General features: G+C 67.2%; 25 protein-coding genes. 10 read left to right on the top strand and 15 right to left on the bottom strand.

The genetic code is table 11. From position 1 onward, the window contains the following. The first annotated feature begins 105 nt into the window (after window positions 1-105). Entirely contained in the window at window positions 106-687 is a 582-nt protein-coding gene (locus ACGFNJ_RS06230) for a vancomycin high temperature exclusion protein (protein ID WP_393444023.1), read from the top strand. A 168-nt stretch (window positions 688-855) separates the two neighbouring features. On the opposite strand, the gene ACGFNJ_RS06225 is transcribed toward ACGFNJ_RS06230, so the two are convergent. Next, the gene (locus ACGFNJ_RS06225) at window positions 856-1563 is read right to left on the bottom strand and encodes an LppP/LprE family lipoprotein (RefSeq protein WP_393444021.1); all 708 of its coding nucleotides are present in this window, start codon (window positions 1561-1563) and stop codon (window positions 856-858) included. A gap of 377 nt (window positions 1564-1940) precedes the next feature. Between ACGFNJ_RS06225 and ACGFNJ_RS06220 the strand changes: the two genes are divergently transcribed. Further along, complete coding sequence (locus ACGFNJ_RS06220; RefSeq protein ID WP_393444019.1) at window positions 1941-2879, top strand: tat pathway signal sequence; 939 nt, start codon at window positions 1941-1943, stop codon at window positions 2877-2879. Between the two features lie 30 nt (window positions 2880-2909). Here ACGFNJ_RS06220 and ACGFNJ_RS06215 read toward each other — a convergent pair whose 3' ends face one another. From ACGFNJ_RS06215 to ACGFNJ_RS06190, 6 genes are all read right to left on the bottom strand, one after another. After that, window positions 2910-3392 (bottom strand): group II truncated hemoglobin, encoded by a 483-nt coding sequence (locus ACGFNJ_RS06215; protein ID WP_393444017.1) that lies wholly within the window; start codon window positions 3390-3392, stop codon window positions 2910-2912. Window positions 3393-3529: 137 nt separating this feature from the next. After that, on the bottom strand, window positions 3530-4105 hold the full coding sequence (locus ACGFNJ_RS06210) for a hypothetical protein (RefSeq protein WP_393444015.1): 576 nt from the start codon (window positions 4103-4105) through the stop codon (window positions 3530-3532). After that, the gene (locus ACGFNJ_RS06205; RefSeq protein ID WP_393444013.1) at window positions 4102-4611 is read right to left on the bottom strand and encodes a F0F1 ATP synthase subunit B; all 510 of its coding nucleotides are present in this window, start codon (window positions 4609-4611) and stop codon (window positions 4102-4104) included. The genes ACGFNJ_RS06210 and ACGFNJ_RS06205 overlap by 4 nt, the downstream gene beginning before the upstream one ends. Before the next feature lie 7 nt (window positions 4612-4618). Then, window positions 4619-4876: a F0F1 ATP synthase subunit C gene (locus ACGFNJ_RS06200; RefSeq protein ID WP_069161494.1), complete on the bottom strand. Its 258-nt coding sequence runs from the start codon at window positions 4874-4876 to the stop codon at window positions 4619-4621. Between the two features lie 49 nt (window positions 4877-4925). Next, window positions 4926-5714, bottom strand: coding sequence for a F0F1 ATP synthase subunit A (gene atpB / locus ACGFNJ_RS06195; RefSeq protein ID WP_393444011.1), 789 nt, complete (start codon window positions 5712-5714; stop codon window positions 4926-4928). Continuing rightward, entirely contained in the window at window positions 5711-6091 is a 381-nt protein-coding gene (locus ACGFNJ_RS06190; RefSeq protein WP_393444009.1) for a hypothetical protein, read from the bottom strand. The genes atpB and ACGFNJ_RS06190 overlap by 4 nt, the downstream gene beginning before the upstream one ends. Window positions 6092-6676: 585 nt before the next feature. On the opposite strand from ACGFNJ_RS06190, the gene ACGFNJ_RS06185 reads away from it, so the two are divergent. From ACGFNJ_RS06185 to ACGFNJ_RS06170, 4 genes are read left to right on the top strand one after another with little or no spacing between them, the layout of a single operon-like run. Continuing rightward, complete coding sequence (locus tag ACGFNJ_RS06185) at window positions 6677-8542, top strand: hypothetical protein (protein ID WP_393444007.1); 1866 nt, start codon at window positions 6677-6679, stop codon at window positions 8540-8542. Continuing rightward, the gene (locus tag ACGFNJ_RS06180) at window positions 8539-8724 is read left to right on the top strand and encodes a hypothetical protein (protein WP_393444005.1); all 186 of its coding nucleotides are present in this window, start codon (window positions 8539-8541) and stop codon (window positions 8722-8724) included. Before ACGFNJ_RS06185 ends, ACGFNJ_RS06180 begins: the two co-directional genes overlap by 4 nt. Beyond that, entirely contained in the window at window positions 8724-9134 is a 411-nt protein-coding gene (locus tag ACGFNJ_RS06175) for a hypothetical protein (RefSeq protein ID WP_393444002.1), read from the top strand. The genes ACGFNJ_RS06180 and ACGFNJ_RS06175 overlap by 1 nt, the downstream gene beginning before the upstream one ends. 2 nt (window positions 9135-9136) lie before the next feature. After that, on the top strand, window positions 9137-10471 hold the full coding sequence (locus ACGFNJ_RS06170) for a hypothetical protein (RefSeq protein WP_393445873.1): 1335 nt from the start codon (window positions 9137-9139) through the stop codon (window positions 10469-10471). Here ACGFNJ_RS06170 and ACGFNJ_RS06165 read toward each other — a convergent pair whose 3' ends face one another. From ACGFNJ_RS06165 to ACGFNJ_RS06145, 5 genes are all read right to left on the bottom strand, one after another. Next, on the bottom strand, window positions 10472-11749 hold the full coding sequence (locus ACGFNJ_RS06165; RefSeq protein ID WP_393443999.1) for an ABC transporter permease: 1278 nt from the start codon (window positions 11747-11749) through the stop codon (window positions 10472-10474). Further along, the gene (locus ACGFNJ_RS06160) at window positions 11750-12934 is read right to left on the bottom strand and encodes an ABC transporter permease (RefSeq protein WP_393443997.1); all 1185 of its coding nucleotides are present in this window, start codon (window positions 12932-12934) and stop codon (window positions 11750-11752) included. Continuing rightward, window positions 12931-14442 carry an ABC transporter ATP-binding protein gene (locus ACGFNJ_RS06155; protein WP_393443995.1) on the bottom strand — a complete coding sequence of 504 codons (1512 nt, stop codon included), beginning with the start codon at window positions 14440-14442 and terminating at the stop codon, window positions 12931-12933. Before ACGFNJ_RS06155 ends, ACGFNJ_RS06160 begins: the two co-directional genes overlap by 4 nt. A 26-nt stretch (window positions 14443-14468) precedes the next feature. Beyond that, a complete protein-coding gene (locus ACGFNJ_RS06150) occupies window positions 14469-15563 on the bottom strand; it encodes a BMP family protein (protein WP_393443993.1) in 1095 nt (364 codons plus the stop codon). A gap of 144 nt (window positions 15564-15707) precedes the next feature. Next, window positions 15708-16880 carry a metallophosphoesterase gene (locus ACGFNJ_RS06145; RefSeq protein ID WP_393443991.1) on the bottom strand — a complete coding sequence of 391 codons (1173 nt, stop codon included), beginning with the start codon at window positions 16878-16880 and terminating at the stop codon, window positions 15708-15710. 295 nt (window positions 16881-17175) lie between these two features. On the opposite strand from ACGFNJ_RS06145, the gene ACGFNJ_RS06140 reads away from it, so the two are divergent. After that, window positions 17176-18390, top strand: a complete 1215-nt coding sequence (locus ACGFNJ_RS06140) for a GGDEF domain-containing protein (RefSeq protein ID WP_393443989.1) — start codon at window positions 17176-17178, stop codon at window positions 18388-18390. A gap of 32 nt (window positions 18391-18422) precedes the next feature. On the opposite strand, the gene ACGFNJ_RS06135 is transcribed toward ACGFNJ_RS06140, so the two are convergent. Both ACGFNJ_RS06135 and ACGFNJ_RS06130 read right to left on the bottom strand, forming a co-directional pair. Beyond that, window positions 18423-19343 carry an aldose 1-epimerase family protein gene (locus ACGFNJ_RS06135; RefSeq protein ID WP_393443987.1) on the bottom strand — a complete coding sequence of 307 codons (921 nt, stop codon included), beginning with the start codon at window positions 19341-19343 and terminating at the stop codon, window positions 18423-18425. 59 nt (window positions 19344-19402) lie between these two features. Then, on the bottom strand, window positions 19403-20209 hold the full coding sequence (locus ACGFNJ_RS06130; RefSeq protein WP_393443985.1) for an SAM-dependent methyltransferase: 807 nt from the start codon (window positions 20207-20209) through the stop codon (window positions 19403-19405). A 93-nt stretch (window positions 20210-20302) separates the two neighbouring features. On the opposite strand from ACGFNJ_RS06130, the gene ACGFNJ_RS06125 reads away from it, so the two are divergent. The 3 genes from ACGFNJ_RS06125 to ligD all read left to right on the top strand — a co-directional run bounded on the left by ACGFNJ_RS06125 (window position 20303) and on the right by ligD (window position 23150). Next, a complete protein-coding gene (locus ACGFNJ_RS06125; protein WP_393443983.1) occupies window positions 20303-21484 on the top strand; it encodes a cytochrome P450 in 1182 nt (393 codons plus the stop codon). A gap of 81 nt (window positions 21485-21565) precedes the next feature. Continuing rightward, window positions 21566-22153 carry a M23 family metallopeptidase gene (locus ACGFNJ_RS06120; protein WP_393443981.1) on the top strand — a complete coding sequence of 196 codons (588 nt, stop codon included), beginning with the start codon at window positions 21566-21568 and terminating at the stop codon, window positions 22151-22153. A gap of 31 nt (window positions 22154-22184) precedes the next feature. Beyond that, window positions 22185-23150 (top strand): non-homologous end-joining DNA ligase, encoded by a 966-nt coding sequence (gene ligD / locus ACGFNJ_RS06115; protein WP_393443979.1) that lies wholly within the window; start codon window positions 22185-22187, stop codon window positions 23148-23150. Between the two features lie 6 nt (window positions 23151-23156). Here the strand turns inward: ligD and ACGFNJ_RS06110 are convergent, their stop codons facing one another. Next, window positions 23157-23720, bottom strand: a complete 564-nt coding sequence (locus tag ACGFNJ_RS06110; RefSeq protein WP_393443977.1) for a phospholipase D-like domain-containing protein — start codon at window positions 23718-23720, stop codon at window positions 23157-23159. Window positions 23721-23739 lie beyond the last annotated feature (19 nt).

Below are 23739 nucleotides of genomic sequence, written 5' to 3'. Positions count from 1 at the left end.
GTGCCACTCGTGGGCAGCGAGGCTGGGGAGATGGGTCGCCTACCATGGGCGCTGATGAGGAGGACAGTGGTTCGGGTGGGTATGCGGCGGAGTTGGGTGCGCGGGATGCTGAAGCTGGGAGCCATTGCGGTGGGCGGCCTCGTGGTGATCGTGGTGGGGGCGAATGTCCGGCTGTGGATGGTGTCGAACGGGCACCGGTTCGAGGTCGCTGCTGCGCCGACGGTCCCGGTGGTGATCGTGCCCGGCGCGAAGGTGGGGCCGGATGGTTGGCCGATGGCGTACCTGCGCGGGCGGCTCGACGTGGCGATCGAGCTGCTGCGGGCCGGGAAGGCACGCGAGATCCTGGTCTCCGGTGATGCGGCGGGCACGTCGGGTGATGAAATCGCCTCGATGACAAAGTATCTCGCGGATCATGGCGTCGACCCCGCGCTGGTTCGCACCGACGGCGCCGGGCTGTCAACCCGTGCGACCTGCGAGCGGGCCAAGGAACTGTTCGGCATCGAACGCGCGATCATCGTCACCCAGCACCGGCACGTGCCGCGCGCCGTCGCGCTGTGCCGCGCCGCGGGCATCGATGCCGACGGAGTCACCGCCTACTGCGAATGCCGCTGGACAACACTGGTACGCAACAACATTCGCGAATGGCTGGCCGCCCCCAAGGCCATCGTCGCACTACTCCGCGACTAACTCGCGATCGGAGTTGGTCAGCTGATCACGGGGCACTGGTGGCGGCATCGCCCGAGAGACCGCTGCCACCAGTGCCCCCTCGGCACGCAACCACCGTGTCGCACACGCAATGCGACACCCAGGCCCGCAGGCATGGGTGTCGCATTGCGTGGTCGAGTTAGCGCTTCCTCAGTTGTCGGGCGGGAAGTCGCCGTTCGCCTGGACCTTCGTTCCGGTCAGGGTGAAGGAGACGGTGTTCGGCCCGCCGGACGGGCAGCACAGCGCATCTTCGGGCTTCACCCAGCGATACTGCACTCGCACAGTGTCTTTGGCGATCTTCGCGAGCATCGTGGTGTAGCCGTAGGGCTTCGAGGTCGCGGTGCCGAGGTACTTGCCGTCGGCGAAGAACAGGACGTGGTAGGCCGGGTGGCTACCCTTCCAGTCCACCAGCATCCAGGACAAGACGCCGTCGCAGCCCGAGTCGATCGGATCGGTGCTCGCCGTCTCGATGACCCAGGGGTAGCCCTCCCTGTTCGGCGCGAGGCGGGCGAGCGCGGAAGTGGCGAGCTCGGAGTTCAAGTCGAAGCACACGCCGTGGCCGCTCCCGTAGGGCCCCTTGCTCGGCGCCGGACCGGGAGCAGGCGCGGGACCGGGAGCAGGCGCTGGTTCGTTCTTGGTGACCGGAGCGCTCGCGGGCGGCGGTCCGGACTGGTCCGGATTGGGTTGTGCCTGTGGCGGATCAGTGGGCTGGTCGGTGGCGTTGCCCGGCACAGGAGCGGCCGAAGGGATCGACGTCCTGGTCGCCTGTGACGTGCTGGTGGTGCTCGAACCGCACCCGCTGGCGCCGATGACGACGCTCGCGGCCAGCGCGGCGAACGCCCATGGCTTGATGTTCATAGAACCCCCGATATCGATGTGGGTGGTTACCGGCTCCGAACGACCATGTCCTCCCACACGGTCCGCGAAGCCGGCGCGGACAACTGGAGATCGGACGAATTATTTGGCGTGTTACACAATCCCGCCCAACCGATGGTGCGCCGAAATGGCTGCCCCTAGCGCCAGGGGCAGCCGTATGCACGGGAAACACCATAGGCCTCGCCACATGGACGGCAGCGCTGCCCGGCTCCTCGAACCCACCTCGAACAGGATTCATCGGCTCTCTGTCCGGGTGTCGGGTTGATTCGATGTGCTCGGCTGACAAAAATGCTGATCGCCGAGCATGACCGGCGACCAGAGTTCGTCTAGCGAGATCGTGTAGCGAGGGATGGACGTCCATGCGGTTGGTCTGTGCGTATCGAAGGGGCCCGGCGCGGCGGCGACGGTTCCCGGTGCTGCTGTCCACGATGCTGGTCGCCGCCTCGGTGGTCGCGGTCCTGGCCTACGAGCACGATGCCGAGGGCGCGGGCGGCACGCCCGCCGAGCCGGCCATGCCGGTCCCGGGATCGCCGATGCCGGATCCGCCAGGCTTCGACGCCGCCTTCCGAACGCGCATCGCGCAGGCCGACGCGTACGCGAGCAGCCGACCCGGGTTCACCGGAATAGTGGTGCGGGACCGCAGGACGGGCGCGGTGTGGCGCAACGCCCATGCGGCGGTGCCGATTTCGGCCTGCTCGACGCCGAAACTGGCGATGGCGGTCGATCTGCTGCTGCGCGACGACACCGGCGTGCTCACCTTGACCGCCGAGGACCGCGACCTGATGCACCGGATGCTGCATTCCAGCGACAACGACGCCGCAACCACGCTGTGGGAGCGGTACGGCGGCGAACGATCCTACGCGCCGCGGTTCCGCTCGTTCGGGATGGCGAACATGTACTTCTCCGCAGGTCATCCGGACGCGTGGGGCTGGATGATGGTGACGGCCACCGATCTCGAACAGCTGATGAACTTCGCGTTGGAGAAGCTGCCCGCACGGCATCGGCAGTATCTGGTCTCGGAGATGCGTTCGGTCGACGGGGACGCCTCGCTCGACCACGACCAGCGTTGGGGAGTGTGGGGCGCGGGCCCGGAGGCGTTGCCCGGCAACAAGAACGGCTGGGCCGACGACAACGACGACGGATCGTGGCTGATGAACTCCGTCGGCTTCGTCGGCCCGCGCGAGCAGTACACGGTCGCCATCATGAACAACACCCAGGTGATCGACGACGGCTACCAGGTCGGCAAGAAGACCGTCACCAGGATCAGCGAAATCCTGTTCAAGGGTTTCTTCGCATGAGCTCCGCCGATCACCTCGCTGCTGCGGATGTCACGGCCGGTACGGCGGTGCGACGCCCCAACCCCAGTGCGGCATAGGCGCTTCCAGCGGCGGCTTGGCGTCGGGTTGGGAGTTGGCGTGCGCCAGCCGGGTGCCCCATTCGATGTAGGAGGCGAAGGCGGCGCGGAATTCGGGATCGTCGGGCAGGCCGACCTCGTCGGCGGCGTCCATGAGCAGATTGACCCACCGGCGGCGCTGCGGCTCGGTGATCGCCTTGCCGAGATGCTGGCGCACCATGTGTGCGTAGCCGCCGCGCTCGGTGCTGTAGGCGGCAGGCCCGCCGAAGACCTCGGCCAGCCACATCGCGACGTACTTCGGGTGTCCCGGGTCCATGCCACGGAACAGGGGGCCGACGACGTCGTCTTTGCGCACCTCCCGATAGAACGCTTCAGTGAGTGCCTCGAAAGCCTCAGTGCCACCGGCCCATTCGTACAGCGTGGGGGTGGCGTCGGCGCCGACAGTTGCCTCCGTCATTTCAAACTCCGATCCAAACGGCATGGCAGTATTCGATCTTGTGCCAGCATAATCACGCCCGCCGGGTGGGTCGCGTCGATTTCCGGAGGGCCCCGCTCGATGCTGCGCTGAGGGGGCTCAATTCCAGGAGTAGTAACTCAGTTCCACTGTGATTGGCTGCGTGCCCGCAGCTCGGATCCGGTGTTCGCCATGACCTCGAGCTCGTCGAGGAACTTCTCCACGGCGTCGGACTTGACCTGCGGCGAGTTGACCTGCTCGCGCACGTTCTCGGCGGTGTGGCTCAGCACCGAGGCGGAGAAGTCGGCCTTGAGGTCTCGGATCAGTTGCCTGCGCATCAGCTCGATCTGGTCGCGGCCTTGCTTGCGTACCCGATCGACCTCGGCGTTGGCGGCCTCACGCATCTGCACGACGATGTTCTCGGCGTCTGCCTTGGCATCGTCGAGCAGTTGCGCGAGTTCGGTTTTCGCGTCGGCCAGCCCGTTCTCGTACACCTCTTTGGCCTTGGCCAGCCGCTCCGCGGCCTGGTTGTTGTCCTCCATCTGCTTCTGGATGTCGCCTTGGGCCTTGGCCATCCCTCGTTTGAGGAACGGCCGACCGTATTTGACGAAGAGCCAGATGATGACCGCAAAGGCGAAGAGCTGGCTGAAGAACACCTCCGGCTCGAACTTGATCTGGTAGATGCCCTCGGCAAGGATCTCGGTGCTAGCAATCATGACGATGCCCGTCCTGTCTGATGGCCAGGGCTGGTGCCTGCCCGCCGATCATCGATGCCGACCACGCGGTTGGACAGCGACTGCGCGATCGGTTCGACGGTTTCGCGCAGCTCGGCGGCGACCTGGTCGGCCTGTGCCCGCAGCTGCGCCTCGGCTTCCGCGACGATGGCGTCGGCCTCGCGCTGTGCCTCTCCGCGCATTTGCTCGAGAATCTCGCGTCCCTCGGCCCGTGCCTGGTTCCGGATGGCAGCGGCCTCGGCCCGCGTCTTCTCGATCGCTGCCCGATGCTTGGCTTCGGCTTCGGCGAAAAGTTGTCGTGCCTCTTTGGTGTTCGACAACGTTTCGGCGGCCCGCTCTTCGCGTTCCGCCAAAACCTTGCGAATCGGCGGAACAACGAAGAACCAGATGACACCGAGCACGATCAGGAAGAGCAACAGCTCGACGAGGAAGGTGCCGTTGGGGATGAGAAAGTTCCCCTCGGCCACCACATCTGTTCTCGCTGACATGCCCGGATTACTTGCCGGGAGTCGCGAATACGAACAGCGCCATGAACGCTAGATTGATGAAGTACGCCGCCTCGACCAGACCGACGGTCAGGAAGAAGCTGGTGCGCAACCGCGGCTCCAACTCCGGCTGGCGAGCGGTGGCATTGATCAATGCGGCACCCGCGAGGCCGTCACCGATGCCAGCGCCGATTGCGCCGCCTGCCATGATGATGCCGCCGCCGATCAGTGCGCCTTGAACGATAGCGGCGGTTGTTGGGTCAGCCATTTTCACTTCCTGTTCTTGTAAGTGGTGTGTTCCCGACCGGCAGCGCCGCTCAGTGGTTTTCGTGCTCCAGCGACATCGACTGGCTGAAGTACAGGACGGTCAGCAGCGAGAAGATGAATGCCTGAATGAGGCCGACGAACAAGTCGAACATCTTCCAGATGGCATTCGGGCCCCAGCTGACCCAGAAGGGGAACAGCGTGATCACGGAGAGCATCACGCCGCCTGCGAACATGTTTCCGAACAATCGCAGCGACAGCGACAGCGGTTTGGCGACTTCCTCGATGACGTTGATCAACACCATCGGACCCCACCCGGTGTGGCCCTTCAGCAGCTGCTTCACGTGTCCGAATGGTCCGCGGCGGTAGATGCCAGCAGCCTGATAAGCGATGAACACGAACAATGCGAGCGCATAGGTGAAGTTGACGTCCGACGCGGGCGGGAAGATCAATTCACCCTCGCCGAGCTGAACCGGCAATACCGACAGCCAGTTCGACAGCAGGATGAAGACGAAGAGGGTGACGCCCAGCGGGAGTGCGAAGGGCGCGACCTTCATGCCGATCGCGCTTTCCACCTGGTCGCGCATCTGCTTCGTCACGAACTCGAAGAACAGCTGGACGCCGTTCGGTACCCCGGAGGTGAGCTTGATCCGCAGGTAGAAGGCCAACGCGAGGACGATCAGCGCGGCAACGACCGTGGAGACGATCGTGTCGACGTTGAAGTCCATGCCGAAGACGTGGGCGACCGCGTGGTGGCCGACCTTGATCTTCGGTTCCTCGGTGGCTGGGGCTTCTTGTGCGAGCAAGGTCAACTGGGCAAACGAAATGGCAGAGATCGTCATGGCGTTTGGCGAAGCCCTTTCAATTCAGGCACAACAGTATTGAAGACCAAGGCAACTTGAAAAAGGGCCAAGCCGAAGAAGATCCCGACCCCGTTGGGTCGTGCCAGGAACGCGATCAGGATCGCGAACGCGGTAATGCAGGCCAGCCGCGCCAGCGACGAACCGACCAGGCGCTGCTTGCTCGGCGTTTCCGTGTCGGCGATTTTGGTGATGGCCCACAACGTGATCTGCGCATTGAGCCAGCCGACCACGAGTCCGGCAAAGATGAACGTGCCGAGCAAGAGTCGATCGATCATGCCGGTTACCGCCAACGCCAGCACACCCAGAGCGATCGCCGCAATAGCTGCGCGACGTATCTGGAGTCTGTTCACGTCCACACCGACACCACCCTCGCCTATTGTCCCCACCTCGTAGTGGGGTGCGTGATTGATCGATAGCATACACACCTGGACCACCTTGCGTAGCAAGGTTTTTGATCTTCGTTCACTTGATCTTGATAGGGTTACTGGACATCATCTAGTTACCAAAACTTCCGGTTCTCGGCTGACATCCAGAGCATGTTCGGCGCTATTTCCCGCGACGAGTTGGCCTTTCAACAAATGGTCTGACGTGGGCGAAGTCCGTGCGCATGGAAACAACTCGCCCGCGCTCGATGAAGCTGCCGACGGGAGCACTAGGGTAGCGCCTCGCGGCCGGAACGCAAGGGCAACACAGCGGCATTCAACGATGACTTCGGAGATGACATGTCAGCCCCAGTTCCGACTTGTCATTAATGTCCGATTTGTCCTAATTATTGTGGCTGAGTATTTGCTCGTCCGATTGGGATCCTGCCCTATCGCCCTCGGCGTGGATATGTGAGCCCTCCCAGAACTCGCCCAACGCCCATGCCAGGGCGCATAGCTTTGCGCTTCTTGGGCATTCGCGCTTACAGAGAATCCGAGTTACAGAGAGAGCGTGTCGCGATGACCCCTGTATTCGCACGCGGATCGGAAGGCGGCGGCGCCGCGTTGGATCAAGTCGTCGGGTTGACCGGCTCGGCGCTGCTGGTCGCCGCGGTGTTGTTCTGGGTGGCCTACCTGCACCGCACCCGCCGCATCACCTGGCTGAAGACCGCGGCCGACCGGCTCGGGCAGTTCGGCAATCGACCAGGCTGGGTCGCCCTGCCGCTGACGCTGTTCATCACCACGATCCTGACCGCGCTGCTCGGCTTCATCTGGGACGTGAGCCTGCACATCGGCAACGGCCGTGACCAAGGCCCGCTGGCGAACCCGGCACACTACTTCATCCTGATCGGCCTGTTCTTCCTGTTCATCGCGGGCATGCTTGCCGTCGTCCTGCCGCTGGACGAGAAGCCGGGCCCGGCCGCCATCCGCATCACCCGCACCTGGTACGCCCCGGTCGGCGGGGTGCTGATGGCCGCGGTCGGGCTGTACGCCCTCATCGGCTTCCCGCTCGACGACCTCTGGCACCGGATGTTCGGCCAGGACGTCACCCTGTGGGGCCCAACGCATCTGATGCTGATCGGCGGCGCGGGGCTTTCGCTGGTCGCGGTGCTGCTGCTCGAATTCGAGGGCCGCCTCGACCGGCCGGATCCGGACCGCACCGACGGCCCGTGGCTGTGGTTCGGGCGGGTCTGCGCATTTGGTGGTCTGCTGATCGGATTGTCGGTGTACGGCGTCGAATTCGACTTCGGTGTCCCGCAGTTCCGCCTGGTCTTCCAGCCGATGCTGATCACCGCGGCCGCCACGATCGCGTTGATCGCCGCCCGCTATACGCTCGGGCGCGGCAGTGCACTGGTGGCCGTCGTGTTCGCGTTCGTGGTCCGTGGCGTGGTCGCGGTGCTGGTCGGCCCGGTGCTCGGGGCGCCGCACAATGTCTTTCCGCTGTACCTCGGCGCCGCGGTGGTCGTGGAGCTGATGGCGGTGCTGCCCATGATCAGCAAGCCTGTCTGGTGGGGTGCGCTCACCGGGCTGGTTGCCGCGACCCTCGGTCTGTGGCTCGAATCGCTCTGGGTCGGACGGATGTTCGTCGACCCGTGGCCGACGAGCATGTGGCCGGAACTACTCGCCATGGCGGTGCCGATCGGCGTGGCGGGCGGCGTGCTCGGCGCGCTGTTCGGCATGGTCCTGCGTGGCGAACAGCTGCCAGGGGCCGCGCTGCGGCGGGGCGCCGTCATCGTCGCCGTGCTGATCGCGGCCGCGGCCACCGCGAACGGCCTGCGGATCCACGTCCCCGAGCACGCCTCGGCGACGGTCCGACTCGAGGACGCCGCACCCGCGCCCGCCGGCCGGATGGTGACCGCCGATGTCACCGTGACACCCGCCGGCCTGGTGAGCGACGACCCCGAATGGCTACAGATTCTCGCCTGGCAGGGCGGTATCGGCTCCGAGGGCCTCGCCGGGCTGGTCGGTGACAGCCCCGACAGTCCGGGGCGCGGTCTGGTGGTCGACCACCTGAGCCGGGTGGCGGACGGCCACTACGTGAGCACGAAACCGGTTCCGGCGTACGGCAACTGGAAGACCGTGCTCCGGGTGCACGACGGCCGTTTCCTCGCCGGCCTGCCGATATACATGCCCGACGACCGCGGTATCGATGCCGCCGGGGTGCCTGCGCTGGACGAGTTCACCCGCCCGTTCGTCTCCGAAGTCACTGTGTTGCAACGGGAACGCTCGTTCGACCACCCGGTGTGGCTGCAGGCCGCCGCCGCGACGGTCGTGCTGATCTGCTCACTGCTCGTCATCGGCGCACTGTCTTGGGGCGCGGCGCGGATCAACCTGGCCTATCGCAGCGATGCCCGCGCGGAACGGGCGCAGGCGGCCCGCCGGTGAGGTATGAACAGGGCGTGGACGTGCTCGCCAGTCACTCCGCATTGCTGGCGATCCCGGCGTTCGTGCCCGCGCTCGCGGTGGTCGGCGTCGTCCTCGCGATCGCGATCCGCGATCGCCGCGCCGAGCGCAGGGAGGCCGAGCAGGCCGCCGATCCCGAATCGCAGGACCGTAAGGAGATGTGATGATCCGCGCAGGTCGATTCAGCGTGTTGGTGGCGAGCATCGCCGCATCGGCGACCCTGGCCGGGTGTGCCCCCGCGACGACGGATCCGCCTGCGGGCCCGGCGGATCCGTCCTACCCGGCGCTGTCCGCCGACGCCTCGCCCGATGTGGTGGTCGCGGTGCGGATTGCCGGTGGCGTGGTTACGCCGACGAACAGCAGCGCAGAGGCGGAGGTCGGGCAGCCGATCGTCCTGCGCGTCGACAGTGACGCCGCCGACGAGCTGCACGTGCACGCCGATCCGGCCAGAACCTTCCCGGTCGAACCCGAGAACGGGCAGGAGTTCCGCTTCGTCGTCAGCACGCCGGGACGCGTCGATGTCGAACTGCATCATGCCGGGAAAACGGTGGTGACGGTGCTGATCCGCCCGTGATCATGCCGCTGGCGCACGGACTCAACGGCGCTGCCGATCTGCCGATCCCGTTGACCTACGCCCTGATCGGCGCCGCGTGGGCGTTGACGTTCTCGTTCGCGATCCTGCTCGTGGCGTGGCGGCGGCCACGACTGGCGCGGGAAACCCCCGGGTTGGCGCTGCCGTCGATTGTTCGCCGGGTGATCGATGCGCGCGCGGTCCGGTTCGTGCTCGCGGTGGTCGGGGTCGCCGCCGCCACGCTGGTTGGGCTGGTTGCGGTGCTCGGTTCGCCGTCGCCGCAGGACAATCCGGTGCCAGGGGTGCTCTATATCTACCTGTGGGTCGGCGTGCCGCTCGCGTCGCTGCTGCTCGGCCCGGTCTGGCGGGTGCTCTCGCCGGTACGGGCGCCGCATCGATGCGTCTGCGCCCTCGTGGGCCGCAGGGCCGACGCCGGTCTTCGCGCCTACCCGGAGTCGTGGGGGTATCGGCCCGCGGTGCTCGGGTTGTTCGCCTTCGTATGGCTGGAACTGGCGTCCCCGAATCCGGGTTCCGTTGCCGCCGTTGGCTGCTGGCTGCTCGGATATGTCGTGATCACCCTGCTCGGACTGGTGCTCTTCGGCACCGCATGGGCGGAGCACGCCGATCCGTTCGAGGTGTACAGCAGTCTGCTGGCGCGGCTCAGCCCGTTCGGCCGTCGGCAACCGTCGGGAGAGCTGGTGCTGCGCGCGCCACTGCGTCACCTGGCCGGGACGCCGGTGCGGGCAGGGTCGGTCGCGCTCGCGGCGACCTTGCTCGGCTCGACCGCCTTCGACAGCCTCTCGGCCATGCCCGGCTGGCGCAACCTGGTCGATTCCCTCAGCGGCGGTTCGAGTTTCGGCGCAACGCTGGTCCGCACCGGTGGTCTGCTCGCGGTCATCGTGCTCGTCGGCACGGTGTTCACTGTCGCGGCCCGCGCGACCGGCGGTCTCGCCCGATCCGAACGTGCCAGGCTCCCAGGGTTGTTGGCGCACAGCATCACGCCGATCATCGCCGGATACGTCGTCGCTCACTACCTGACGTTCCTGGTCGAGAAGGGCCAGGCGACCGCGTTGCTGTTCGCGGACCCCTTCCAGCGTGGTTGGGACATCGGCGGTCTCGCGCATCGCGAGGTCGGCTATGTGCTCTCCGGTCACCCGACCCTGCTCGCCACCACGAAGGTGCTCGCGGTTCTCACCGGCCATGTCCTCGGCGTCACCGCTGCACACGACCGCTGCCTGCGACTGCTCCCGCCCGGACACCGCGCCACCGGTCAGCTCGCACTCATGCTGGTCATGGTCGGGTACACCTTCACCGGCCTGTACCTGTTGTTCGGCGGGTAGTTACGCAGGAACGTACGGTTCCCCGTCGGCCTTGGGCGGCCGCACCTGCCCCACCGCCCCCGCCACCGCGATCACGGTCAGCAGGTACGGCGTCATCTGCAGCACCTCGGTCGGAATCGGCGTCGCCAGCACCTGCAGCTGACCCTGCAGTGCCTTGGTGAAGCCGAAAAACAGTGCGGCACAGGCCGCGCCGAGCGGATGCCAGCGGCCCATGATCACCGCGGCCAGCGCGATGAACCCGTTGCCCGCCGTCATCTCCTTGGTGAAGCCGCCGGTGGAGCCGATGGTGAAGTAGGCGCCACCGAGCCCGGCCACCGCACCGGCGATCAACACGGCCTGATAGCGCACCCGCAGCACCTTGATGCCGACGGTGGCTGCGGCGCGGGGATGTTCGCCGATCGCCCGCACCCGCAATCCCCAGCGCGTCCGATACAGCACGAAGCCGATCAGCGCGACCGCGACGACCATCGCGTACACCAGCGCGGTCTGATCGAACACGGTCGGACCGATCACCGGAATCGACGAAAGCACCGGAATCGCGATGGGCTGCAACGTGCCAGGATTGTTGAACCGGGCAGGCCCGTTCGACAGGCCTGCGAGCTGGTCGAACAGGAAGCCGGTGATGCCGGTCGCGAACACGACGAGCACGACCCCGAGCACGATCTGGTTGACCAGATAGCGGATCGAGAACACCGCGAGCAGCCAGGCGACGAACACCCCCGCGACGACCGCGGCCACCGCCCCGACGACGAAGCTTCCGCTCACCGTCGCGAGGATGGCGGCCGCGAACGCGCCTGCCAGCAATTGCCCCTCGATGGCGATATTGATGACACCAGCCCGCTCACACAGCACACCGGCCAGCGCGCCGAGGATCAGCGGTGTCGACAGCGCCAGCGTGCCCTGAATCTGGTTGGTGAGCGGGAAGATCTTGCCCGAGGCCGCCCAGCAGACGAAGGTCACCACGAACGCGAAGCCGAACACGGTGAACAGCAGCCAGGCCCACCGCCCGGACAGTCCGCGCCACAGCTGCGCGACCGCGATCGCCACCGCGATCGCCGAAAGCAGCAGTGCGGCAGGCTTGGCAGGCACGTAGATATCGGAGGGGCCGGTGGCCTCCGGTGCGGCCAGGCGGAAATCGACGGTGCCCGACTTGGTGTAGATCGCCAGGAACACCGCGCCGATCGCGAGGACGAGCAGCAGGATCCCGAGACGGAGCCGCCTGCTGCGCTTCTCCGGTGATTCGAGGTCGCGGGCGGCGACCGAGGACGGTGTCGCCATTCAGTTCCACCCTTTCGCGAGCACAGCGTCCGCGCGTTCGGCTTTGATCCGGAACACGGTGCGCACCACGGCAGGCGCCGCGACCAGCACGACGATGACCGCCTGCAGCACGGTCACCAGGGTGAGCGGCGTTCCGGTCGCGGCCTGCATCTCGTTGCCGCCCGCGTTCAACGCGCCGAAGAGCAGCGCCGCGTACACGGTGCCGATCGGGCTGCCGCGACCGAGCAGCGCGACGGTGATGCCGTCGAAGCCGAACGAGCCTGCGATGCCGTTGGTCAACGGCAGCGCGGTGCCGAGAACCTGTTGGGCGCCCGCCAATCCGGCGAGTCCGCCTGCGAGGAGCATCGCCAGCGCGTACGCCTTGCCGACGCTCATGCCCGCGGTGCGGGCCGCGTCGTGGTTGGCGCCGACCGCACGCAGCTGGAAGCCGAGCGTCGAGCGGGACAGCAACCACCACACGAGCACGGCCGCGCCGACCGCGACAAGCAGCCCGAGATGCAGGCGGGTGTCGCCGAAGCGGGGGAGCTGTGCGGTCTCGTCGACCACCGGGCTGATCGGCTCGTTGCGGCCGGGGCGCTGCAGCGTCGAGGTGGTGAGCAGCCAGGTGAGCGCGTACAACGCGATGTAGTTGCCCATGATGGTGGTGATGACCTCGTGGGCGCCGGTGCGCGCCTTCAACAATCCGGCGATCCCGCCCCACACCGCGCCGCCCGCGACGCCTGCCAGCAGGGCGACCAGCACGTGCAGCACCGGTGGCAGATGCACCGCGAAGCCGACCCAGCCTGCGAACAGCGCTCCGGCGATGAGCTGGCCTTGCGCGCCGATGTTGAACAGGCCGGTCCGGAACGCGAGGGTGACGGCAAGCCCGGTGCAGATCAGTGGCGTTGCGGCGACCAGGGTTTCGGCGATCTGCTGGGTGCCGCCGAACGCGCCGAGGAAGAGTGCCTTGTACGCGTCGCCGACGGCGGTGCCAGCCGTCGATACCGTATCCATCGGCCGCGCGAAGAAATAGCCCAGCGCCGCAGTGACATTCGGGTCGCTCACGATGATGAGCACCGCGCCGACCACCAGCGCGAGCAGCACCGCGAGCGCGCTGACCGTCACCTCGCGCACCCAAGCCCGATCGAGCCAACGCGCCGCCCGGCCACCGCCCTTCGCAGGCTCGCTCCGCGATGCGTCAGTCATCGATCCCTCTCCGGGGTAGCGCCCGCCATCATCAGGCCGAGTTGGTCGCGTGGCGTGTCCGGACCGACGATCCCGACGATCCGGCCTCGGTACATGACGATGATGCGGTCCGACAGCGCGTAGATCTCGTCGAGCTCGGTGGAGACGATCAGCACCGCGGTCCCCTGATCACGTTCGCGGACAATGCGTTTGTGCACGAACTCGATCGACCCGACGTCGAGCCCTCTGGTCGGCTGCCCGGCGATCAGCACCTCGAGCGGCCGGGACAGCTGCCTGGCGAGCACCACCTTCTGCTGATTGCCGCCGGACAGCGTGCGCACCGGATCGGTGATCGAGCGGGTGCGGATGTCGAACTCCTCGATCCGCTGTTCGGCATTGCGTTTCACCGCGGCTGGGGACAGCACGCCGTGCCTGGAGAACTCCGGGCGATCGATCAGATCCAGGACCAGGTTCTCGGCGACGCTGAAGGTATCGATGACGCCGTCGTGCGAACGATCTTCGGGCACATACCCGATGCCGGCGTGCAGGTGCTGGCGCGGTGTCCGCCCGACCACCTCCCAGCCGCCGACCGTGATGGTGCCTGCCACCGGGGTGCGCAAGCCGAGCAGCGCGTTGACCAGTTCCGACTGTCCGTTGCCGACCACGCCTGCGATGCCGACGATTTCGCCGCCGTCGACCCGGAACGACACGCTGTCCACGACCACCGTGCCCGCCGCGTCGACCACGGTGAGATCGGAGACGACGAGGGTGGGTCCGGTCGGCTGCGCCGGCGTCTTGGCGACGACGAGCTCGACCGATCGACCGACCATCAGCTCGGCGAGCTCGGCCTCCGGGGTGGTCGGCGCGACGGTGCCGACCACCTTGCCGCGCCGGATGACGGTGATCCGATCGGCGATCCTGGTGACTTCCTTGAGTTTGTGGGTGATGAAGATGATCGACGTGCCGTTCGCGGCGATCGCGCGCAGCACCTCGATCAGCTCATCGATCTCCTGCGGGGTGAGCACGGCGGTCGGCTCGTCCATGATCAGCACTTCGACGTTGTTGGCCAGCGCCTTCAGGATCTCCACCCGCTGCTGTTCACCGACCGAGAGGTCGGCGACCAGCGCGTCCGGCTGCACCGGAAACCCGTACCGCTCGGACAGTTCGCGCACCCGCTTGCGCGCGGCGCCGCGATCGAGCACGGCGAAACCCTTGGTCGGTTCCCGGCCGAGGATGATGTTCTCTGCCACCGTGAACACCGGAACCAGCATGAAATGCTGATGCACCATGCCGATCCCCGCGTTGATCGCGTCGCTGGGTGACAAGCAGGTGACCGCCTTGTCGTCCAGCAGGATCTCACCGTCGTCCGGCTGCAGCAGGCCGTAGAGCATGTTCATCAACGTGCTCTTGCCCGCACCGTTTTCGCCGAGCAGGCAATGGATCTCGCCGGGTTCGACGACGAGGTCGATGTGATCGTTGGCCAGTAAGGTGCCGAATCGCTTGGTGAGACCGCGTAATTCGAGCCGCATATCGCTCCCGTGGTTGACGGCCGCGGCTACTTGGCTGCGGGCTGGGCCTTCGATGCCAGCGTGATCTTTCCGCTCGCGATATCGGCGGTCAACGCGGTGATCTCGGCCTTCAGCTCGGCCGGGATGGCGGCGTCGAACTCGTGGTACGGCGCAAGCCCGACGCCGTCGTTCGCCAGCGTGCCCACATAGGCCTCGTTGCTGAACTGCTTGTGGAAGGCATCGGTCACCGCCTTCTGCACCGCGACGTCCATCGCCTTCTCGACGCTGGTGAGCAGCGACGAGCAGTACTCCGCCGCGCTGACACAGCCGTCGGTGTCGACCCAGATCGCGGTGACCTTGCCGCCGGAGGAGCGTGCCGCCTCCAGCGCGCCGAGCCCGGCCGGACCGGCCACCGGAAGCACGATGTCGGCGCCCTGGCTGATCAGATCGTTGGCCTTGGTCTTGCCGATGTTCTTGTCCTGGAAGTCATTGGTGATCACGCCCTGCTGGGTGGCTTCGTCCCAGCCGAGCAGCTGCACCTGCTTGTTCTTGGCCTTGTTGTAGTAGGCGATGCCCTCGGCGAAGCCGTCCATGAAGATCGCGACGGTGGGGATGTTGATCCCGCCGAAGGTGCCGACCTTGCCCGTCTTCGACTGTGCCGCGGCCAGATAGCCTGCCAGGAACGCGGGTTGGGCGGCGTTGAAGGTCAGGCCCTGCAGGTTCTCGAGCGGCGGGTTCTTCGCGGTGTCGGTGTAGGCGTAGTCGACGATCGCGAAGTTGATGTCCGGGTTGGCTTTCGCGGCGGCGTAGGTCGCGTCGCCCTGCTTGAACCCGATGGTGACGATGATGTTGCACTTCTGCCGGACCATCGTGTTGATGTTGGTCGGATAGTCGTTGTCGGACTTGGATTCCAGCTGCGCCTTCGAGATGCCCAGCGCCGCGACCGCATCGGTGATGCCCTTGAACGAGGTCTGGTTGAACGACTTGTCGTCGAACTTGCCGGAGTCCGACACCATGCAGGCCTTGAAGTCCTTGGCGCCGGGTTCGCCGTTCTTGCCCTGCTCGGACGGCGGACTGCCGCACGCGCCGACGGCAAGCACGAGAACTCCTGCTGCGGTGAGGGTGCGCAGCGACCTGCCCATTTTTGCCTCCTGAAACGCGATATCCCGCAACCCGACTCACCGACCTGCCGAGAGACTGCGGCGGTGGGAGGAGTTTAGGACGCGGGCGCGATCTTGGCGCGGTTTCCGGGCGAAACGGGCATCCGATGCCGGTCCGTCGGTCGGCTATCCGACCTCGGGGCGCAGCACGAGGACGGTGATCTCGCTCGGCGCGAAGACGCGCAGTTGCGGACCCCAGAACCCGGTGCCACGGCTGGTGTAGAGCTTGGTGTGCGCGCCGTGTGCGCTCAGTCCGGCGACCACCGGCTGGTCGAGGCGGACCAGGTAGTGGAACGGCCAGATCTGGCCGCCGTGCGTGTGGCCGGAGATCTGCAGTGCCACACCGGCGGCCGCCGCGCCGGTGATCTGCTTGGGCTGATGGGCCAGCAGCACCACCGGGGCCTGCGGGTCGGCGCCTGCCAGCGCGGTGGGCAGGTCGGGGCCGTGGCCGGGCAGGCCGACACCGGTCGGATCGTCGATGCCCGCGATCACCAGCCGGTCGCCGCCGCGGGTCAGCGTCTCGTGCTGGTTGTGCAGCGGCTGCCAGCCGATCGAGGCCATGTGGTCGATCCAGCCCTGCGCGTCGCCGAAGTACTCGTGGTTGCCGGTGATGTAGAACCGGCCGAGCGGCGCTTCGACCTTGCCGAGCGGGTCGACCTGCGGGTGCCGTTTCGCCACCGAGCCGTCCGCGAGATCGCCCGCGTGACAGGCGATATCGGGCCGTTGCGCGTTGACGACCGCCACCACCCGCTCCGACCAGCGCAGCCGGTTCAGCGCGGCGAAATGGGTGTCGGTGACGACCACCAGGCGCAGGCCGTCGAAGGCGGCGCCGAGGCCGCGGATCGGCACCTCCACTGTGCGTACTCGTGGCACCCGCCGCGCCTCGACCACACCCCAGACCACCAGGACCGACGCGATCGCCAGCACCCCGACGGCCACGATGCGCGAGCGTGCCGGATCGTCCACGCCGCCGACAGCGAGACCGAGCGAGGCAATGGTGCCGAGCACCGACCAACTGAAGAAGACCCACAGCACGCCGAGGAGCGTGTCGCCGACGATGGCCGCGGCATCGGACTGTGCTGGCCCGTGCCCGAGGAACATCGACGCGGGCAACGCCACGAATCCGGCCAGGAACAGCGCGGTCCCGAGCCAGAACAGTGGCCCGGTCCCCGTCGTGGGCGCGCCGACCAGCGTCCACCACGGCAGCGCGAACAGGATCGCGGGAATCGCCAGGAACAGGGCGGAACGGACAACGTATTTCAAAGGACCATCCTCGTAGGCGCGGGAGTTGCGGCGCACGGTCCCTCCGCCCGGCGCGGGCTCCTTCGACGGTACTCGCGCCGCCGCGACCACTCGTGGAGGTACCCGCCTGATCCGCCGAGTCGGGCCGGATCGAGCCGTGCTCGTTGAGGTGGTCGATCGCTTTCGGTGGGCTGAGCGCTGGCGCGTTCGGTCCCGGGAGGCGCGAAATGCCCTAGGGTGCTACCTTCGGTAACAGTTACTGTGCAGCAATTGGCACGTGTTCCATTGGCGTTGTGCACAACCGTCTGGAGGCAAGGTGCCGCCGTCGGTGTCGACATGAGGCGGTGGCTCCATGACGGATATGCGATCGACGTTTCAGTCCTGGTGGCGTGACCGGGTCGACTACGGCTGGTTGATCCAGACCTTCGAATCCCGCTCGGCGCTCGTGCCGATGAAGATCATGGTCGGCTCCGGCGGGATTGTGATGGTGTCCATCGTGCTGCTTGCGCTGGTGTCGAACTCGGGACAGTCCGGGACGCTCGGCGTGACACAGGCGATCGCCACGGCGGCGCTGGCGGCGGTGTGGGGGTTGCGCTGGTGGATCGGCCCGTGGCCGGGCGAGCGCGAATCGCTGGTGTGGATTGCCGTGGTGGACGTCGCCGTCCTCGCCAACAACATCATGGTGACCGATCGACTGCTCGGCGCGCTCGGGATCGTGCTGCTGGTGAGCACCGGCGGGTACGTGGCTATCTTCCACGGTCCGCGGATACTCGCGCTGCACGTCGGCTTCTCGGTCTTCTCGATCGTGCTGGTCGCCGCCCTGATGGTGATCGGGTGGCCGGGACACAACCCGCACGCGACCGGCGATATCGCGCTCGGCGCCGGGGTGGTGATGGCCAACATCGTCGTGGCCGGTGTCGTGCTGCCTGCCGTGCAGTTCTCGCACTGGCTGATGCGCCTGGACTCGCTGTCGGATCCGCTGACCATGCTGCTGAATCGGCGCGGCCTCGAATCGCACCTGTCCCACTATTCGAGCGCGGACGCCGAGGGCGAACTCTTCGTCGTGCTCGTCGACCTGGACCAGTTCAAAACCGTCAACGACACCATCGGCCATTCGGTCGGCGACGACGTGCTGGTGCGGACGGCCGATTGCCTGCGGGCCACCGCCCCCGCGAGCACGGTCATCGCCCGTACCGGCGGCGACGAGTTCGTGGTCTTCGGCTGCCTGCGCGGCGAGAAGGTCGGCGTGGTGGCCGAGCAGCTGCGTGCCGCCGTCGAGTCGATCCCCGATATGCCCGCCGTCATCACCGCCAGTGTCGGCGCCGCGGTCTTCGATCCGGCGCGCGATCTCGCGCCGGACGCCGGATCGACCTTCTGTCATGTGTTCCGGCGCGCGGACCGGGCGATGTATCGGGCCAAGCAACTGGGTGGCAACGCCGTCGTCGTCGCGTGGGCAACCATGCGTGACGAATCGGTGGCCGCCAACCGTTGCGCCACCGTCGTTCGCGAAGTCGGGTTCCCGCGCTATCCCGCAACGCAAGGTGTCACAAACACCGAGGTGCGGTGATCAGCGCCCGAATCGGCGCGGTCGAACGCCGGTCACGGGCGGGTCAGGCGGGCGCCCCACTGGGCGGTCACACTGCCGCCCGGGGTCAACCGGATCAGGTGGTCGCCGGATCGGAAAGCGTTGGGCGGACAGGTCATCGGTTCGGCGGCCAGGCCGGTTCTGCGGTGCTCGGGCGCGAGGGTGTCGCCGGTGAAGAGCTGGAGAACCGGGTAGGAGTCGTCGAGCCAGAGTTCGGCCGTCGCTTCGTCGGCGCCGCGCAGCCGGACCCAGGCGCGGCCGTCGGTGTCTCGGGACAGGTCGGTGAAGGGGTGATCGATGGTCAGTTCGCCGAGTCGACGCGGGGTGCCGAAGTCGAAGGCGGACCCGGCAACCGGTTCGGTGCCGATCGGGAGTTGACGGTCGGGGTCGGTCACGATCAGGGTGGCAGCGTCGAACTGGAGCGTCGCCGCATCGATCGGGCCGTCGCCGGGGGACAGGTAGGGATGGTGGCCGCAGCCGTACGGCGCGGCGGTGTCGCCGAGGTTGGTGGCGGTCGTGGTGACGGTCAGTCCCGCGTCGGACAGCGCATAGCGGATGGCGATATCGAGATAGAAGGGGAAGCCCTTGCGCGGGTGCAGCGTGGTGCGCATCGTGACCTCGTCCTGCCGCAGGTCGGTCGCGCGCCACGGCCGCCAGCGCAGCAGGCCGTGGATGGCGGTGTGCTGCGCCGGTTCGGTGACCGGCAGCTGGTGCTCGACCCCGTCGAAGCGATAGGTGCCGTCCGCCAGGCGGTTCGGCCACGGGATCAGCGCGGCGCCGCGGCCGCCGTCCGACATCGCGCCGACGGCGTAGGGCTCCAGCACATCTCGCTCACCGACCCGGAACTCGCGGATCCCGCCGCCGACCTCGACGACCACGGCACGCAATGCCCCGTGCGCGATCGAGAACTGCTGTCCGGACGGCGGGAGAGACATATGTGCGCCTTTCTGCGGGGAATGCCGCCCAAGTACATCGCATGGGTCGAGCGGCGGCATCAGGGGATGCGCGCCACCGCGCCGAGCATGGCGACCGCCTCGGCCCTCGGATGCGCCCGCCACTCGCCGGGCCGCCACGCGGTCACCGAGCCGATGCCCGGCGAGACGAGGTCGAAGCCGTCGAAGAAGCGCGCGAATTCCGCGGTGCTGCGCAGCCGGAACGGCACGCCGCTGCGCTTGTTCGCCGCGTTGGTCTCGGCGAGCTCGTCCGCGGACATGTAGTCGCTGGTGGCGTGGGTCATCACCAGGTAGCTGCCGGAGGGGAGCGCGTCGCACAGGGTGCGCACCAACTCGTAGGGCTCGTCCTCGTCGACGAGGAAGTGCAGGACGGCGACGAGCATCAATGCCACCGGTTTGCCGAGATCGAGCACCCTGGCCAGTTCCGGGTTGGCGAGGATGCGGCCCGGGTCGCGAATGTCCGCGTCGAGATACGCCGTCGCGCCCTCGGGCGAGCTGTTCAACAGCTCGTTGGCGTGCGCGAGCACGATCGGGTCGTTGTCCACGTAGACAATGCGCGACTCGGGCGCGATGCTTTGTGCGATCTCGTGCACATTGCCCGCGGTGGGCAGGCCCGCGCCGATATCGAGGAACTGCCGCACGCCCTCATCGGCCAGGTAGGCCACCGCGCGGCGCAGGAAATTGCGGTTTTCCAGCGCGGCGAGCCGGATGGTCGGAAATGCCTCGGCCACCACCTCGGCCGATTCCCGATCGGCCGGGAAGTTGTCCTTGCCGCCGAGCCAGTAATCGTACCGGCGCGCCGGGTGCGGTTTCGACACATCGATCCGCGCGACTGGATCCGAGTCCACAACGCCCTCAATTCATTTCGACTATTGTCATCATGTCAGTCCGAGTTGTGAACCGGTAACGATGGTCCCGTTGCAGCGGCAGGAAGGCCTCCCATGCAATTGCAGTACAGCCCATACGATTTCGATGTTCACAACGATCCGTACCCGTATTACGCGCGGCTGCGAGCGGAGGCGCCGGTCTTCCGTAACGATACCGACGACTTCTGGGCACTGTCGCGTCATGCCGATATCCACGCCGCGTTGAGCGACGCCGACCGGTTCTCGAGCGCGAACGGCGCCATCCGGATGGAGCCCGCATTCTGGGGGCCACAGGCCGAGCAGATGTTCTCTTTCGTGGCGATGGACGCGCCGCGGCACACTAGGATGCGCAAGCTGGTGGTGCGCGCGTTCACCCAGCGCCGAGTGCAGGCGCTGGAACCGCGGCTACGGGAGATCGCGAGAGGGTTGCTCGCGCCGTTGCTCGAGCGCGGCAGCTTCGACCTGATGACCGAATTCGCGGGTCCGTACCCGACCGAGGTGATCGCCGAGTTGGTCGGCGTCCCCGCGGCCGACCGCGACATGCTGCGCAAACTCGGCATGGAAATCATGTACAACGACGAGCAGTCCACCGACCTGCGGCCCGAGGCGATCCAGGCGATCGGCGCGATGATCGGGTACTACACCGAACTGACCATCGCGCGCAGCAAGGACCGCACCGACGACCTGCTGTCCGGCCTGCTCGACGCGGCGGACGGGGACGACCGGCTCACGCCGGAGGAAATCGTCAGCGTGCTGATCCTGTTGGTCGGCGCGGGCATCGAGACCACCATGCTGACCCTCGGCAACCTGTGGCACACCGCGTGGCGGCATCCCGATCAGCGCCGCAAGGCGTTCGACGGGCAGATCGACGCGTGGATCGCCGAGGGCATGCGCTACGAACCGTCGACGCAGAGCATGCTGCGCACGGCCACCGAGGAATTCGCGTTGCACGGCGTGACGGTGCCTGCGGGCGCGCGGATGCTGCTGCTCGTCGGCTCCGCGAACCGCGACCCCGAAGTCTTCGCCGACCCCGACACCTTCGACCTGAGCCGGGACACCCGCCGCTCCCTCAGCTTCGGCCACGGTCCGCACCACTGCCTCGGCATCAACCTCGGGCAGCTGGAGTTACGCGTCGCGTTGCAGGAGATCGTCGCGCAGGTCGCCGACTACGAGATCGATCCCGCCGGCGTGCGCCGCCTGCACTCGTCCAACAACCGGGGCTTCCTCGCGCTGCCCACGACGGTGACGGCCCGCTGAGCGGACCGAACACACACGCCTTCAGCCCTCCTCCCGATACAAAGGTCGACAAGGGAGGGCACTATGACTCGTTATTGGCCCATGACTCGGGACACTTGCGCCATCGGCTCGCCGTTCGGCCCGCGCGAGGGCGGATTCCATACGGGGCAGGACTTTCCGGCGCCGGACGGCACGCCGATCTACGCCTGCGCCGGCGGCACCGTGCTCTACCTCGGTGCCGCCGCGGGCTACGGACAGTGGATTGTCATCGATCATCCGAGCGCCGACGGCGGCGGCGTCAGCGAATACGGGCACATGTGGGACGCGGGCGCGACCGGACTGTCGGTCGGTGACCGGGTCGAGGCCGGGCAGCTGATCGCCTACGTCGGCAACAACGGCGGCTCCACCGGCCCGCACCTGCATCTCAGCGTCATGCCGCACGGCTACGACCCGGGCAACAAGATCGACCCGCTGTTCTGGCTGCGCGGCGCCGCCTATCCCGGCGACTTCCTGTGGGCGCTCGGCGAGGGCGAACAGCGCGAACTGCTGGACCGCACCAGGGAGATCTGGACGCAACTGCAGGGACCGAACGGCCTCGGCTGGCCGCAGCTCGGCCGGAACGCGCAGGGGCGCAACCGTTCCTTCGTCGATGCCCTTGCCGAGATACAGCACTCGGAACACCTGGGTTGACCGTGCTGCCCACGGCGGGCATGGTTGGCCGATGGGCAGTGAAGAGGTCCGCGCCGGGGTGTCGTTGACCAATCTCGACAAGCCACTGTTCGACGGCGCCGAGGCGACCAAGCGCGATCTGGTCGACTATCTCGAGGCTGTCGGCGAGCGGATGGTGCGGCAGCTGCGGGATCGTCCGCTCTCGGTGGTGCGGGTGCGGCCTGGGCAGGAACCGTTCATGCAGAAGAACCTGCCCAAGTACACCCCGGACTGGCTGCACCGGGTGACTGTGTGGGCCGAGAGTTCGCGCCGCGAAGTGACGTACGCGCTGTGCGACGACGTGCGCACGCTGCTCTGGTTCGGCAATCAACGCGCCATCGAATACCACACGACGCTGCTGCTCGCCGACCACAGCACGGGGCCGACGCATCTCGTCCTGGATCTCGATCCGCCTGCCGAGCAGCCGTTCCGGCAGGCGGTGCTCGCCGCGCAGCTGATCCGCACGGCACTGCACAACGACGGGCTCGACGGTGCGGTGAAAACCAGTGGGGCCAAAGGGGTGCACGTCTTCGTGCCGCTGCGCCCCGGCGCCGCGATCGAGGACGTGGCGGCCGCGACCCGCGCGATCGCCGCCAGGGCCGAGCGCATCGACCCCGACCTCGCCACCACCGCGTTCATCCGAGATGACCGCGCGGGCAAGGTCTTTCTCGATTCCACCAGGGCGGGCGGCGGGACCGTCGTCGCGACCTACAGTCCGCGGATTCGCCCCGGCACCCCGGTGTCGTTCCCGGTGGCATGGTCCGATCTCGACTCTGTCGGTCCCCGCGATTTCACCGTGCGCACCGCGGCAGCCCTGCTCGGTGACCGTGACCCGTGGGCTGACGAGATGCCCGACCCGTACGTGCTGCCCGCCGACCTCGTCGCGGAGGGACACACCATTCCCATTGCCCGCGTGCAGGCGATGCACGAGGGCAAACGCCGGGCTCGTGCGCGTCGGGCGAGCGCCGAATCCGAGTAGCGGGCTTCAGATCGTCAGCGGGAGCATCGGGATCGAGTCCTCGTCGAAGTCGACCGGCGGGGCAGGCATGAGCTGCATGTCGCGCTCCTCGGTCCACGCGTAGTGGCGCAGGGTGTTGAACTGGGCGACGAAGTGATCGCGCCAGGTCGGCGCGCCGAAGTTCATCGCGGTGTTGACCTGCAGCCAGCCGGAGGTGCTGAAGTTGACCGAGCCCTCCCAGCACTGCGGGCCGCTCGGGGTGTCAACGACCAGGCCCTTGGTGTGACAGATGTATTTGCGGCCGCTGGTGCTGGTGCCGATGGTGACCTCGACGCCTGCGTCGACGAGCCGGGTCACCACGGGCTTCTGGGTCTTGCCCGAGGATTGGGTGTGATCGAGGTAGAGGTGCAGCGGCACGCCGCGCCGGTGCGCGGCGATCAACGTGTCGGCGGCATCGGTCAGCGTGAAACCGTAGGCGATGAGCCAGGTTTCGCCGGGTCCGGCGACCAGCTCCAGGAATCGGCGCTCGGCTTCCGCGTGGTCGTCCGGCATCAGGTAGCACGTCATCGGACCATCGATCACGAAGGGCATGCCTGCACCGTACCGGCGC

The sequence above is a fragment of the Nocardia sp. NPDC049149 genome (assembly GCF_043197455.1).
Lineage (GTDB): Bacteria > Actinomycetota > Actinomycetes > Mycobacteriales > Mycobacteriaceae > Nocardia.
The sequence above is the reverse complement of the archived record's forward strand: the minus strand, read 5'-3'. Positions and strand labels throughout refer to the sequence as shown.